The organism is Thalassotalea psychrophila, from assembly GCF_031583595.1.
Lineage (GTDB): Bacteria > Pseudomonadota > Gammaproteobacteria > Enterobacterales > Alteromonadaceae > Thalassotalea_A > Thalassotalea_A psychrophila.
This window is the reverse complement of the sequence record NZ_CP134145.1, coordinates 1,086,343-1,101,013: the sequence shown is the minus strand read 5'-3', so window position 1 is coordinate 1,101,013 and position 14,671 is coordinate 1,086,343. Positions and strand designations below refer to the sequence as shown.

Below are 14,671 nucleotides of genomic sequence, written 5' to 3'. Positions count from 1 at the left end.
GTTATATAGTCGTACATGTTTCTAGCTACGCCTATTTTTAGGTACGTAATTCAATATAGATACAGGCACTGTCTTTTTAACAGGAAATTCAGCAAACTCTTTGCGTTCAATGGTATGCCCTAAACGACTTTCTATGGCACAAAGCTCTCTAAAGTTATCTTTAGATACCAACGAGATTGCTTCACCACTAGCGCCAGCTCTACCAGTTCGTCCTATACGGTGAATGTAATCATCGACTTGTGCAGGTAAATCATAATTTACAACCCTAGTTAGTTCACCAATATCAAGGCCTCGTGCGGCAATGCCTGTGGCAATTAAAAACTGAATATTACCGGTTTTAAAGTCAGCTAATATTTTTTCACGAACCGCTTGAGCTCTGCCGCCATGAATTGACTCGGCCTTAATGCCGCGTTTTTCTAGCTGACTAACTAATTTGGCTGCACCGTGCTGGGTTTCAATAAAAATTAATGCCTGGTCCCATTGCTGCTCTTTAATTAAGTGGCTTAATAACGCCGACTTATTAGTTTTATCAACAGTGACTAGCCACTGTTGTATTTTATCAACAGTAGCTTTCTTTGGAGATATGGCTATTTCAACCGCATCGTTAATTACTCGCTTGGCTAAATAGCGAATGTCGTTTGAAATAGTCGCTGAAAACAATAAACTTTGACGCTGGCTTGGTAAGCGTTCAACAATTTTATGAATGTCTTCACTAAAGCCCATATCCAGCATTCTATCGGCTTCGTCTAATACCAACACTTCAAGCTCATCAAAATGGAGCGCACGTTGGTGGGCTAAATCTAACAATCGTCCCGGAGTAGCAACAATAATATCAACGCCCCAAATTAAACGTTGTTTTTGCGCATCACTATCAACGCCGCCATACATTGCCATAGAGCTAAGCTCTAAATTCTTCGCATACTGGCTAATACTTGCTTCAACTTGCACGGCTAACTCGCGCGTAGGCGTAAGAATAAGCGCACGAATTCGCTTACCACGCAGCTTTCTATCTTTGTTAAACATTTCTAATATTGGCAAGACAAAGCTGGCTGTTTTTCCTGTGCCCGTTTGTGCGGCAGCAACTAAATCTTTACCAGATAAAATAACAGGTATAGCTTTTTTCTGAATATCTGTTGGCGTGCTATAACCTAAATCAGATACAGCGGTTAAGATAGGATCAGATAAACCAAGAGTTGAAAATGACATTAAGTGCCTCAGGCAAAAAGCGCGTGGGTAGAAATAATAAAGAGCACAAGTATAGCAGCAAACATCAAAGCGTAGAATAAATAGATAAAGTAAAACTCACCTTAATAAACACTCTAATGGTAGTATGTCAGGTAATCAATTGACTATTACGACCATTAAAGAAATTAAAAATTCAATGTATGAACTTACTGACTTAAACAACATCAATGAAGAAATAGAGCCTTTAAAAATATTGGCCGATAGAGAGTTAAAGTCAATTTTTGGTTTATCGGGGATGGTTTACACACCACATATCGATGCCTATAACGTCGTCAGCGTAAAAAAAGCGGCAATACTTCGCTATTTAAAAAATAATAAAGTTATCCCTTTTTCCAATACAGAAGCCGTTACTGAGCAATTAGACCTATTGCATAAAAAAACAAAGAATCGCGATATAGTTGAATATAAGAAGTGTAAATATGAGCGTCGCTTTACCCCACTCAAATTAAGTAAATCAGGAAAAGTCGTACGAAAATGGGCTAAGTTCTGGTTTAAACTAGACGCTGAAGATAAAGTAAATAAAGAGTGGGAAACACAAGTTAAAGAGATATGGCCCGAATATTTTATCATTCGAGCCTTTGATATATAATCAATTTCATGCCGTTTTCAACATGTATGTAAATACGACGATATGGATATCGGAGGTAGAGCACTGTCGGGAACAAGTGCCGAGAATAACTCAGGTTCAGTTATCGAGGGAGCAATTGCCGAGGGTGCGTAGGAACAGTCCATGCCAAATTAATATTCCATCATCCTTGATGTAAAAAAGGCAAACCTCGTGGTTCGCCTTCAGTTTATTAAGCGGTCAATATAATGACTAGTTAACTAAACCATAGTCTTGCGTATTTTTCCAAGCTTCAGCCCAGTCACTCATATCTTCTTTTGAAACAGTATTAATTCTTGGATATATGAATTGCCCAGTTTCATCGGCAGTAACTACACCGTCTTCGTTTTTATCCATTCCCCATGTCGAATATTCGAACACTAGCGCTCGACCATTGTCATCAACATTTATCACTTCCCAAGTTCGGTGACGGTCTGAATAGTAATCAGAAAACCTTAAATTAACCACATTGCTAGCGGTATCCCATGTCCAGCGTTCATCACCTAAATAAAAATGTTCAACTTCAATTTCAGCACCAGAGTTTGCCGGCTCGCCGTAAATGCCTCGGCGCAATGTTCCATCGGCTTTAAATTGGTATCCCCATATTTCTGCTAATTTTAATTTATCACCTTCCCAGTGCTCTTTAAAATAGCCATTAATATTCGCAAGTTGGAACTCTGGTAATTCTGTAGCAAGATTATTGGTAAGTTTAGGATAAGTAGTATCAAACTTACTCATTTGCCAAACGTAAGCTTTGTCGAATGTATTGTTTACTAGTTTTTCTGTATAAGCTAAATAATTTTTACCAGTTTGTTGAAACGGTGTAATTCGGTAAGTGACAGCTCCCTCTTTTAACGTGATTGTGCCATTTTCAAAAGCAACACTAAATTGATGACTTGATAAACGTGAGCTAGCTGTTGTTTCATTAATACTTACAACATCGCTACCTGCAACATCAACAGGTTGAAGGCTCCAATAATCTTTATCAATAGTGTAATCTAATGACATAACCCAATCGCCAATCAAGTCAGCTAACACTGCATCCTTTAATACACTGGTATTAGGCTTCACGTAAGTAACAGTATTTTGTTCGTGCCAAAAGCTTAAAGGGTTATCAGCTTGCCAGTTCATCTCGCTCGGCATCACTAATTCATAGCCATACTCTGTTTGTTCTTCTACTTTGTAAGTATCTTCACTTTTAGCTAACAACGTAATTGTTTTATTAATAAATCCATGGCGAATTTCAAGTGGAATCCCAGACGGAATTATCCCTTGATTTTGAGCTTGTAAGAGTTCATTTTGAACACTTTGATCAAAGCCAAAATCATTAACAAGCTCTTCAAAAGAGTTAGAAAACTCTCGAATCATTACAGAATTTAATTGATCATAACTATAGATTAACTTGCCGCTCTCGACAGACCAAGTTATACCATTTACTGTAGGAGTTGATCTATACGTAGAGCCGTAATTAGTTGCTAAACCATTAGCATTGAGCTTTGTAACATTTGCTGAAAAATCTAACCAGCCTTCTTGCGTATCGTTAAGTTCAACTAAGCTTTCACCAATTAGCATATCTTCAGTAAACTGCAACACAACATTTGGATCATTAACCGTTTCAGTTTTCGCCGCTTCAAATGCATTACTGTATTCAATAGTCTCAAAACCATTTTCATCAACTAAGTCGTTTATCTCTAAATATACATTTATAGCTTCCACTGTTGATGCAGTTCCCCCATTAGTATTATCGAGGAAGGTAATGATTGTTTCACCACTTGGTAAGTTGAAATTTTCATTATCGATCATTAATTTAATAAAAGTTGCCGTTTCGATAAGCTCTTCAACTGAGATTTGACTTGCAGCATCAAGGTACTCTTGTATCGTGGTAAACTCTTTATCGTCATTTAAATCTTTGGCTAACAAATACATTGCAGTTGAAACATGAGTAATGTTAGTTGCGTTTGGATCGCTGACTAATTCACGACTTTCATCTATATTTTGTAATAAAGATTTAGCTTCACCTACAAACAAAATTAGCTGCACATTCTCTTGGCCTAGCTCAGAGCTACCGGTAGCAGTCAATATAAGGTTGGCAAACATGTCATCAATAACAATATCTAGTGAATAGTTACCTTCTGCATCTGCTGTTGTTGAATATACCTGACCATTACTTTCAAATGTCACTTCTGCATTAGCTATTGGGCTATCTGTTACTTGTCCTGCAATAGTTAAGGTGTGATTAACTGCAAGTTGTAACTCTGCTGTTGCTGTAAATTCACCATCAGAAACTGCATAAGTTAATGAATCAGAGCCGGCAAAGTCAGTATTTGGCGTATAAACAATTGAACTACCCGATATTTCGGCGCTACCATTTCCAGGAGCGGTAGTAATATTTGTAATTGAAAGGCTATTTTGTTCCGCATCAGTGTCATTTTCTAAAACATTCACCGTCACTGAATTATTATTTTGCGCAGTTCCGGTATCAGCTACAGCAACAGGTGCGGTATTTGTATCAACCTTAGTTGAATCTGAAGAACCACCGCCACCGCCACCGCCACAACCAGTCAATAAAACAGCTGTGAACAATGAACAAATTAATTTTTTATTTTCCATAACATTCTCTACTTTATTAGTATTATCCTAGTAATATTGCACATCTATGCAATAAAATTAGAATAACAAGATATTAACAAATGTCAAAAAGTGTATTTTTCATCAGTAGATTTAGTTACAAAAGCAGGTGCTATTTAGCTACCTGCTTTTAAGTCATTAGTCCATTGTTTTATTTTTGTCCTTATGAAGCAGCCGATACAGCGCAGGCAATACAAATAAGGTTAATAACGTAGAAGAGATAATCCCGCCAATAACAACGGTCGCTAAAGGTCGTTGCACCTCAGAGCCAATACCAGTATTTAACGCCATTGGTATAAAGCCAAGAGATGCTACAAGTGCGGTAGTAATTACCGGTCGTAAACGAGTAATTGCACCTTTAATAATCGCAAGCTCTAAGGCCAAATTGTTACGCCTTAATTCGCGAATAAACGACACCATGACCAAACCATTCAATATCGCAATACCAGACAATGCAATAAAGCCTACTGCCGCCGATATTGAAAATGGAATATCGCGCAACACTAATGCAAATATGCCACCAGTAAGGGCTAAGGGTACACCACTAAAAATAATCATCGAATCTTTAAATGAGCCGAGCGCTAACATTAACAGGGCAATAATTAACACTAAGGTTACCGGCACAACCACCAATAATCGTTTAGTTGCCGATTGCAGTTTTTGATACGTACCGCCGTACTCAAGCCAATAGCCAGCAGGTATTTCGGCATTGTCATTAATCGCTTGTTTTACATCTTCAACAAAACTTCCTAAGTCGCGCTCTCGAACGTTTGCAGTTACCACTACTCGTCGTTTACCGTTTTCACGATTTACCTGATTAGCCCCACTTATAAGCTCTATGCTAGCTAGCTCTTTTAAAGGTACATATCCCCCACTTGGCAAGGTAATAGGTAAATGCGTTAAGTAGTCAAGGTCGTTACGTTTTTGCTCAGGCAGACGCACTACAATATCAAAGCGTTTATCACCTTGATAATAGTTGCCCGCTTGCGTACCACCAATAGCGGTTGCAACTTGTTGTTGCAGCTCTGCTAAAGTAATCGCATATTGACCAAGTTGCTGAGTTTTAGGAATTAACGTTAATACCGGTAAGCCTGTGGTTTGCTCAACTGCGACATCTTTAATGCCTTCTACATTAGCTATAGCAGCAGCAATATTTTGACCTGTTGCTGCTAAGGTATCAAAATCATCACCAAATATTTTAATGGCTAATTCAGCACGAACACCGGCAATTAACTCATTAAAACGCATTTGAATTGGCTGCGAAAATTCGTAATTATTGCCAGGAACTTGGCGCACGATGGTTTCGAGTTCACTTACTAACTGGTTTTTAGTTTTGTTAGGATCTGCCCAAAGATCGCGAGGTTTTAAAATGATAAACGTATCGGCAACGCTTGGCGGCATAGGATCGGTGGCAACATCTGGTGTGCCTATTTTTGAATAAACACGTTCCACTTCAGGCATTTGAGCGATGTAAGTTTCAAGTAATGTTTGCATCTCTACCGATTGCGAAAGTGATGTACCAGGTATGCGCATAGCATGCATGGCAATATCACCTTCATCTAAATTAGGTACAAATTCTTGGCCCAACTTACTGCCCATAGAAACCGCGCTAACCACTAATGCAAACGCACAAGCGACAATAAACCAACGGCCTTTTATAACAAAAGTAAGTATAGGCTTGTATAAACGTTCACACGTATTAATGATCAAATTAGGTTTTTCTATTACAGGTCGCTTAAACAAAATGGCAATTGCTGCAGGCACAAACGTGATCGACAAAATCATTGCACTTACCAGGGCAATTACAACTGTTATCGCCATTGGGTGGAACATTTTGCCTTCAACACCTTCTAAGGCAAATATTGGTAAATATACCGCGGTGATAATAAACACCCCAAATAATGCAGGACGGATCACTTCTTTCGTCGCATCAAACACTAAAACTAAACGCTCTTTAACTGGCAAAATTGTATCTCTGCCTTGCGCCTTGGCTAAAGTACTTGCTTGGCTTAATCGGCGTAAGCAGTTTTCAACAATGATAATAGCGCCATCAACCAACAGGCCAAAATCTAGCGCGCCAAGGCTCATTAAATTGGCACTAACACCCGCTTGCACCATCCCCGTTACTGTCATTAACATCGCAAATGGGATCACGGCAGCGGTTAATAAAGCAGCGCGCACATTACCTAGCAGCAAAAATAAAATAACAATGACTAAAATAGCACCTTCAACTAAGTTGGCTTTAACCGTATCTAAGGTTTTATTCACTAAGGTTGTACGGTCATAAACAGCATTAGCAACGATGCCTTGCGGCAAACTTTTATTAACTTCAGCTAACTTTTCTGCCACTGCTTTGGCAACCGTTTGGCTATTTTCGCCAATCAACATAAACACAGTACTTAATACAACTTCGTGACCATTTTGAGTGGCCGCGCCAGAGCGTAACTCTTTGCCTTCGGTAACGTTGGCAACATCGCTCACTTTCAACATTTGTCCGCTATTAGTGCGAATTGTAATATTGGCCAACTGTTCTAAATCGGTTAACTGACCAGTCATACGCACTAACCACTGAGCACCACTTTTTTCAATAAAGCCTGCCCCTTGGTTTTGGTTATGCGCCATAATAGCGTTGGTTACATCACTTTGACTCAAACCAAATGACAATAGCTTTGCCGGTTCAAAGGCAATTAAAATTTCTCGTTTGAAACCACCACTTGGGTTTACTTCAACAACGCCATCAACTTGCATTAATTGCGGCTTTATTGTCCAGTCATGCACGGTACGCAGATCAGTCGCGGTTATTGCACTACCGTCTTTGTTGGTTGCATTTGGCAAGGCATCAACAGTGAACATAAATATTTCACCAAGCCCGGTAGAAACTGGGCCAAGCTCTGGAACTGCACCATTTGGTAATTGCGATTTAACACTATTTAAACGCTCACTTATAAGTTGGCGAGCAAAATAAATATCAGTATCGTCACTAAAAATTGCCACGACTTGCGATAATCCATAACGAGATACCGAACGTGTACTCTGCAAATTTGGTACACCTGCAAGTGCGGTTTCTAATGGGTACGTTACTCGTTGCTCAACTTCTAACGGCGTATAACCCGCAACCTCTGTATTGACAACAACTTGTACGTTGGTGATATCTGGCACGGCATCAATTGGCAGTTTGGTAAAGTTGTAAGCACCTAATGCGGCAACGGTTAACACCATCACCAATATTAAGCGACTTCGCTCAATCGCAAATTTTAAAATAGATTCCAACATAGCTATTTTACTCCCACAAAAACGGACATTAATTTCAATGAAATATAGGGATTAGTGGTCATGAGAAGCACCTGCTTTATCAATATCAGCTTTGATTAAATAACTGTTACCTGAAACATATTCACTACCGGCTTTAATTCCCGAAATAACTTCAACCCAATTTCCGGCTTTTCGGCCAAGTTTAAGCATGCGAACTTCGTATTCATCGCCTACTTTTTCATAAACAACAGTAAAATCTCTAAAGCTTTGCAACGCATCTGCATTTACCGCCATGTCAGCTTGAAAACTACTCACAGCAATATCGGCCTCAACAAATTGCCCAACGGTAAAATGGCCTTGGCTGTTGTCTACTTTAACGCGATATATTTTTGCTTGTTGTGCATTCACCATCGTCAATGAATCCATAATTTGACCGCTTATCGTTTGCTCAACACCAGTGATCGATAACTCAACTTCAGCTCCAATTTTTACCTTAGGCTGCTCGCTTGGATAAACATTAAGTTCAGCCATAAGAGCATTAGTATTGATAATTGCTAATAAAACATCACTATTGGTTTGTTGGCCAATACCGGTATTTTGGCGGCTAACCACACCTGAAATAGGTGCGTAAACTTTATATGACTGCAAGCTCTCATTACTTCGTATTGTCAGCAAATGTTGACCTTTTTTAACCACTTGGCCAAGCTCAACATTGAGTTGCACCACTTCGCCAGGGTAACGAGCACTGATAAAGCGCTGACTATTTGGAGTTAAAGTGAGTTGGCCAAATACAGGTACAGTCGCAGTTAACATTTTTGCAGCAACGATTGATGTTTCCACGCCCATATCCACAGCCATCTCATGGCTTATTTGGGTACGTCCCTCTAAGCTTTCAAAATGCCAACTGTAGTTTTTACCTGTATAACTTGCATTAACGTTAACAATAAAAGAATGCGGTTCATAAATAACAACATCGCCTTTTAAGTAATTGTTTTTGGGTGAAAAGTTCACCGTATCTTTGATGTCGCCAAGTCGCGTTAAAGTAATATCAACGGCGACAGTTTTTGGGTCCAGTTGTTGATGGTTATTATTAGCGAATACTCGATACTCAGGTTTAGAGCCGCCTTCAAATAACACCAACTCTAAACTAAAATCGCCATCAATTAATAAACGGCCATTGTTTGGCCCTTTTTGTGCTTCTTGGTGTTGCTCTTCACCTTGTTGATGTTGCTCTGATTTTTCGCTGTGATCGCCACTGGCGAAAACTACTGTGCTAGTTAATAAACTAATGTTGGCCATAACAGCCATTAAAATTGTTTTAATATTCATAAATGTTCTCAAATAAAATGGCTTATAGGTTTGTGGCTGTACCGGTTAATCGCTCTAATTCAATATTCAAATAATGAACATTGCTGTACGCATCAATCAATTCAAATTGCGCGTCAATAAGCTCTTGTTGTACGTTATACCATTCGCTGTAGCTATAACGTCCAACACGGTAGGCATCTTCAGCGCTGCTGTTAGCACCTTCTAATGCGGGAATAATTTCTTCACCTAACCCTTCTATTACATGACGATTGTGTTTCAGCTTATGAGTGGTCAACAACAACTCTGTTGATATGTTTTTATACCAAGCATCTAGTTCAGCTTGCTTGCCACCTTGCTTTGCCTGTAACTCTATAATTTGTCCAAGATTACGGTTTTCACCGCCAAATGGAATTGATACACCAGCAGTAAGCGACGCATCGCCACTTAACTCATCATGTTTAACACCTGCACTAAATTGCCAAGCTGGGTTTTCATTCGCTTTGGCAACCGCAATAGCAGATTCGCTAATACGCTTTTGTGCTGCGAGTTGCTTAAATTTAGGATGGTTTTTAAGTTTGTTATACGCGTTATCAACTGTGGTTAAAGATGGAATATCACCTAGTGAGCCAGTCACGGTAAAGTTACTATCCCCTTGCCATTGTGCAGCAAGGCTGGCGCGGCTTGCCTCTATTTCATGGTTAAGATCTTCAACAACCAACTCTTTTTTAGCGACGCTCGCCTTTGCTCGTAGCTTATCAACAAGGAGAGATTTACCGGCAATTACACGTTGTTCCACTTGCCTAAACGCATCTTGCGATTGTTTAAGGGCAATCTTAGCAAGCTTCAACTGCTCATTTTGTGCCAATAAGGTAATGTAGAGTTTGGCGGTATCTGCGGCCACATCCAACGCTTTACTTTGCTTATTGAGCTCGGTAACTGTCGCTTGTTGTTTGGCGTAATTCACCTTGGCGTTTATACGATCGCCTTCAAGTAACCAAGCAATTGAAATACTGGTTTGCATTGACGAAAATTCAGAATACTCACCAGAGCTAAGTACATCTTCAACTTTTACATTTAAGCTCATAGGTGAGCCCACTCCAGCCTGTTTTATCGCACCTTGTGCAGCTTCAGATTGATATGAATAGACCTTAAGGTCGGGGTGTTGCTGTAATGATTTTACAATCGCTTGTTGCAGTGTTAATGACTGTTGTAATTGCGGTTGCTGCGCCAAACTTGACGTAGAAACAAACAACGTAATCAGTAGATAAAAGCGCTTAGAAGCCACTTTTAACAAAGCAGATATACGCCATTGTTTTTCAATTATATTAAATAGTTTACTTAGTCGAATATGCATTGCATACCCTCCATATTTTAAATTAAGGATAACGCTAAGTAATAAGTAGGAGCACATATCGATCGTTCATAAGTTAGGTACAGTTTTGACGAATATGAGAGCTTAAACACGGTAAGGTAAAGAGCTAAAAATTAGATAATAAGCGGCCATAATAACGGGCGCTATAGCAATTCTATTAATTATCGAATTCTAAACTATTTGTTAAGCTTGATACTATTACTTAGCTAGAAGTTTGCTGTAATAGTTAGCCAATTGGAGGGCGATGGGTATTATCAATATTGCTTTGTGGGGCAAAGCTTTTGGTTAAGTAATTATTTTCAGTGCTATTAAATTGCGCGAGTAAGTCGTCGCTTAAATCCCAAATAACATGCGGTGTACTGCAATGACCACAATGATGACAGTCACTATGCTCTTGTTGAGAGTCAGATAACGGAGAATCGCTTAAAAGCGCATCCTGTGCACTATTCAAATCTTGGTCTACATAAGTATCTGCAAATAATGACAAACTTTTGTTCATCTTGTCGCTGTGATGTTGTATTCGATGTTGCCCATGATCTTCATGTACTTGTAGATACGGTTGTTGTTGTTCAATTTTAAGGTGAGTTAAAGCGATATTTAAGTCATTTGATGAGTCAGCAACAGCTACAAACGATTGCACAACAATCGCCGCCATTAACCAAATACAAACAACAAGCTGTTTTATCACTGTAAACACTCTTTAAAATATATGGCGGTAATGTACAACAGGTGTTCTAAGAAGTCACCAAGCAACTTTGTAACAATAAATTACATGACAAAGTTACTGTATACAAAAGTTTAAGGTTAATCGCTAAATTTGATTTTTAAACCACTTAAAAATGACGATAAAACATCGTCGGTACAGCGCTTATAATGCTTATTATTAACATTTCTGAAATAGGCACTTAATTCATACTTACCTAAAACAAGCCCAGCAAGCTCAAGCACTGCAATTACGTCATCAGCTTTTAAGGCTAAAGCTATTTTGATTTTATTAAAAATAATGTTATTTGATAATTCAACTTCAGCTTGACGGTCTGGACCATCTTGTTTGCCGCGTTTTTCAACAATCAAACCATTTAAAAAACTTGCGAATTCAACATCAGATAATTCTTGATAAGCAGCGTCATCTTTTTCTTTGAACATACATGTTAATTGCTCAGATGTTATGTCACATTGATTTAACGCAAAAACAGCTTGTATTTTTTCATCATTAAAATCAAAAATTTTGCTTAAGCGACGAAGAATATCATTATTTATCATTTATAGGCCCAGAGGTTTAGGTGAATATGTTTGCGTCATGCGCTAGAAGTATAGCCTACGCAGACATTATTGGCGTTGTACCATTGTTAATGTTTACGTAGGATTTAAGCATACAATTCGGCGTTTTCAGACCGTCTTGTAAGACGTTGTTTACGCCACTTTTTTTACAGTGTTTTGGCTATCAAGGTATTCATCTAAAGTACCTTGGAAGTTAATCAATGCTTTATCTTTAATATCGATAATGCGTGTTGCCAAGCTTGAGACAAACTCACGGTCATGGCTGACAAAAATTAACGTGCCTTCAAAAGCTTTAAGGGCATTGTTCAATGCATCAATCGCTTCGATATCCATGTGGTTAGTTGGTTCGTCCATAATCAATACATTAATATCGCCCATCATTAACATGCCAAATAACAAACGGTTTTTCTCACCACCTGAACAGTTACGTGCTTTTTTGTTTGCATCGTCATCAGTAAACAATAAACGTCCTAACATACCACGAACACTTAAGTCGTTATGACAAGGTCTACGCCATTGCGACATCCAATCCATCAATGTTAAGTCATTGTCAAAAAATGAACCGCTATCTTGTGGGCAATAACCTACAGAAGCATTTTCAGACCATTTAACCACACCTTCAGCGTGCTCTAACTCACTCATTAAACAGCGTAGTAATGTAGTTTTACCCACGCCGTTTTCCCCAATAATCGCTAACTTAGCACCAGCTTCTAGCAATAAATCGCCGTTTTTAAATAACACTTCGCCATCAAATCCATGACCAAGTTGTTCAAGTTCTAACGCTTGACGATGCATTTTCTTACCTGGTGCAAAGGCAATTTTAGGTGTAATGCGACTTGAAGATTTAACATCATCAAGTTTAATTTTATCCATCTTTTTAGCACGAGAGCTGGCTTGTTTGGCTTTTGACGCATTAGCGCCAAAACGGTTTACAAAGTCTTGTAACTCGGCAATTTCTTCAGCCTTTTTAACATTACCCGATAATAACTGTTCACGTAATAAAGCAGATTGCTGGAGGAAAAACTCATAGTTACCTGGGTAAATACGCAATTCACCGTAATCAATGTCGGCCATATGAGTACAAACAGAGTTAAGAAAGTGTCTATCATGGGAGATGATAATCATGGTGCATTTACGTTTATTCAACTCACCTTCTAACCAACTGATAGTATGAATATCCAAGTTGTTGGTAGGCTCATCGAGTAATAAAATATCAGGGTTAGCAAACAATGCTTGCGCAAGTAGTACACGTAGCTTCCAACCTGGTGCAACTTGTTGCATTGAACCGTAGTGAAAAGACTCTTCAATACCGGCTTCTAATAAAATTTCACCCGCACGACTTTCTGCGGTGTAACCGTCCATTTCAGCAAATTCGCTTTCTAAGTCACCGGCACGCATGCCATCGGCTTCAGTCATTTCAGCTTTTGCGTAAATGGCATCTTTTTCTTGCTTTACTTTCCATAGCGCCATATCACCCATGATCACAGTATCAATAACACTGTACTGCTCAAATGCGAATTGGTCTTGGCCCAAGGTACTTACTTTGTTACCCGTACTGACAGAGACATTGCCTGAGCTCGGCACTAAATCACCACTAAGGATTTTCATGAATGTAGACTTGCCACAACCATTTGCGCCAATTAAACCGTAACGGTTACCATTGCCAAATTTAGCAGAGATGTTTTCAAACAAAGGCTCAGCGCCAAATTGCATTGTAATGTTCGATGTAGTGATCAAGTGGATATTCCTAAAATGTGCTAACAGTTATTGATTATTCATAGTGAAAGCACTTAGAACGTCAAAATCATAAGGTCGCGCAGTATACAGGAATAAAGGCTTTTCCCCTACCTAATAATGACTTTTTATGGTTATTTTTTCACCAACCACTAAAGGTAAACAAAATGCAGCGTAAATGTTACGTATTAATCGCAATAAAATACAAAACCTTTTAAGCAATAATTGGAAATAAGTAGATTTCTTGTGCTTCGAATTTTTTTAATATAACGTTTACTGCTAATGCTAGGCTTTTATGTAACGGGTGTAGGAAATAACGAATGAAAGAACGCCAACAAAATCCTATTTTTGATCGCTTCCCGTTTATTATTGACGGCGGTTTAGCCACCCAGCTCGAATCTAGCGGTTTCAATTTAAATAACCATTTATGGTCTGCTAAACTTCTATTAGAAAATCCACAAGCAATTGTTGAAGCACATTTAGCTTATTTAAATGCCGGTGCAAAATGCATTATCAGTGCTAGCTATCAGGCTTCTATACAAGGATTTATTGATCTTGGATTAACATTAGCAGAAGCTGAAAATACTATAAAAAGTTCTGTTGAATTAGCTCGCCAAGCCGTAGATAAATACATGAAACTCAATCCAACTCACTTTAAACCTATCGTCGCCGCCAGTATCGGCCCATATGGGGCATATCTTGCTGACGGATCGGAGTATACGGGTGATTATCAAATTTCAGATAACGATCTTTTCCAATTTCATCAACGACGTCTAAACCTTCTGGCATCAACAAGCGCCGACATATTGGCTTGCGAAACTATACCTAATGAGCAAGAAGCTCTAATATTAAGCGATTTAATTACCTCGCAAAGAAAGCCTGCTTGGATGACTTTTTCGTGTCGTGATGAAAAGAATATTAGCAGTGGTAGTTTACTCAAAGATGTAGCTGGTAAATTACAGAGTAATCAAAATATTATCGCCGTCGGAATAAACTGCACATCTCCACAATTTGTCGAGTCGTTAATACTAGAACTTAAAAGTGTCACAACTAAACACATCGTTGTTTATCCAAATTCAGGTGAATGCTTTCATGCCGATACCAAAACATGGCATGGGACTGCAGATCCGATTGAATGCGCCATTGCCGCAAAATCATGGTCAAACAGTGGTGCCGATATCATCGGCGGGTGTTGTCGGATGGGACCTGATCATATAAAAGCGATGGTTAACAATTTACTTTAGTAA

General features: G+C 38.8%; 10 protein-coding genes. 2 read left to right on the top strand and 8 right to left on the bottom strand.

Annotated elements, in window-relative coordinates; translation table 11 throughout:
* Positions 1–21 precede the first annotated feature (21 nt).
* The gene (locus RGQ13_RS04620) at positions 22–1,206 is read right to left on the bottom strand and encodes a DEAD/DEAH box helicase (RefSeq protein ID WP_348392390.1); all 1,185 of its coding nucleotides are present in this window, start codon (positions 1,204–1,206) and stop codon (positions 22–24) included.
* A 124-nt stretch (positions 1,207–1,330) separates the two neighbouring features.
* On the opposite strand from RGQ13_RS04620, the gene RGQ13_RS04615 reads away from it, so the two are divergent.
* Positions 1,331–1,834: a hypothetical protein gene (locus RGQ13_RS04615; protein ID WP_348392389.1), complete on the top strand. Its 504-nt coding sequence runs from the start codon at positions 1,331–1,333 to the stop codon at positions 1,832–1,834.
* A gap of 228 nt (positions 1,835–2,062) precedes the next feature.
* Here RGQ13_RS04615 and RGQ13_RS04610 read toward each other — a convergent pair whose 3' ends face one another.
* From RGQ13_RS04610 to RGQ13_RS04580, 7 genes are all read right to left on the bottom strand, one after another.
* On the bottom strand, positions 2,063–4,459 hold the full coding sequence (locus RGQ13_RS04610; RefSeq protein ID WP_348392388.1) for an Ig-like domain-containing protein: 2,397 nt from the start codon (positions 4,457–4,459) through the stop codon (positions 2,063–2,065).
* A gap of 156 nt (positions 4,460–4,615) precedes the next feature.
* Positions 4,616–7,750: an efflux RND transporter permease subunit gene (locus RGQ13_RS04605; RefSeq protein ID WP_348392387.1), complete on the bottom strand. Its 3,135-nt coding sequence runs from the start codon at positions 7,748–7,750 to the stop codon at positions 4,616–4,618.
* Between the two features lie 51 nt (positions 7,751–7,801).
* Positions 7,802–9,058 carry an efflux RND transporter periplasmic adaptor subunit gene (locus tag RGQ13_RS04600; protein WP_348392386.1) on the bottom strand — a complete coding sequence of 419 codons (1,257 nt, stop codon included), beginning with the start codon at positions 9,056–9,058 and terminating at the stop codon, positions 7,802–7,804.
* Positions 9,059–9,080: 22 nt separating this feature from the next.
* Complete coding sequence (locus RGQ13_RS04595; RefSeq protein WP_348392385.1) at positions 9,081–10,391, bottom strand: TolC family protein; 1,311 nt, start codon at positions 10,389–10,391, stop codon at positions 9,081–9,083.
* Between the two features lie 244 nt (positions 10,392–10,635).
* The gene (locus RGQ13_RS04590) at positions 10,636–11,097 is read right to left on the bottom strand and encodes a hypothetical protein (protein ID WP_348392384.1); all 462 of its coding nucleotides are present in this window, start codon (positions 11,095–11,097) and stop codon (positions 10,636–10,638) included.
* Between the two features lie 116 nt (positions 11,098–11,213).
* Positions 11,214–11,672 (bottom strand): YehS family protein, encoded by a 459-nt coding sequence (locus RGQ13_RS04585; RefSeq protein WP_348392383.1) that lies wholly within the window; start codon positions 11,670–11,672, stop codon positions 11,214–11,216.
* Between the two features lie 150 nt (positions 11,673–11,822).
* A complete protein-coding gene (locus RGQ13_RS04580; protein ID WP_348392382.1) occupies positions 11,823–13,427 on the bottom strand; it encodes an ABC-F family ATPase in 1,605 nt (534 codons plus the stop codon).
* Between the two features lie 317 nt (positions 13,428–13,744).
* On the opposite strand from RGQ13_RS04580, the gene mmuM reads away from it, so the two are divergent.
* On the top strand, positions 13,745–14,668 hold the full coding sequence (mmuM, locus tag RGQ13_RS04575) for a homocysteine S-methyltransferase (RefSeq protein ID WP_348392381.1): 924 nt from the start codon (positions 13,745–13,747) through the stop codon (positions 14,666–14,668).
* Positions 14,669–14,671: the final 3 nt, after the last annotated feature.

Excerpts from the sequence above, each read along its gene's own strand:
- RGQ13_RS04610 (WP_348392388.1), bottom strand. The coding sequence starts at position 4,459 with ATGGAAAATAAAAAATTAATTTGTTCATTGTTCACAGCTGTTTTATTG.
- mmuM (WP_348392381.1), top strand. The coding sequence starts at position 13,745 with ATGAAAGAACGCCAACAAAATCCTATTTTTGATCGCTTCCCGTTTATT.
- RGQ13_RS04605 (WP_348392387.1), bottom strand. The coding sequence starts at position 7,750 with ATGTTGGAATCTATTTTAAAATTTGCGATTGAGCGAAGTCGCTTAATA.
- RGQ13_RS04620 (WP_348392390.1), bottom strand. The coding sequence starts at position 1,206 with ATGTCATTTTCAACTCTTGGTTTATCTGATCCTATCTTAACCGCTGTA.
- RGQ13_RS04585 (WP_348392383.1), bottom strand. The coding sequence starts at position 11,672 with ATGATAAATAATGATATTCTTCGTCGCTTAAGCAAAATTTTTGATTTT.
- RGQ13_RS04615 (WP_348392389.1), top strand. The coding sequence starts at position 1,331 with ATGTCAGGTAATCAATTGACTATTACGACCATTAAAGAAATTAAAAAT.
- RGQ13_RS04600 (WP_348392386.1), bottom strand. The coding sequence starts at position 9,058 with ATGAATATTAAAACAATTTTAATGGCTGTTATGGCCAACATTAGTTTA.
- RGQ13_RS04595 (WP_348392385.1), bottom strand. The coding sequence starts at position 10,391 with ATGCATATTCGACTAAGTAAACTATTTAATATAATTGAAAAACAATGG.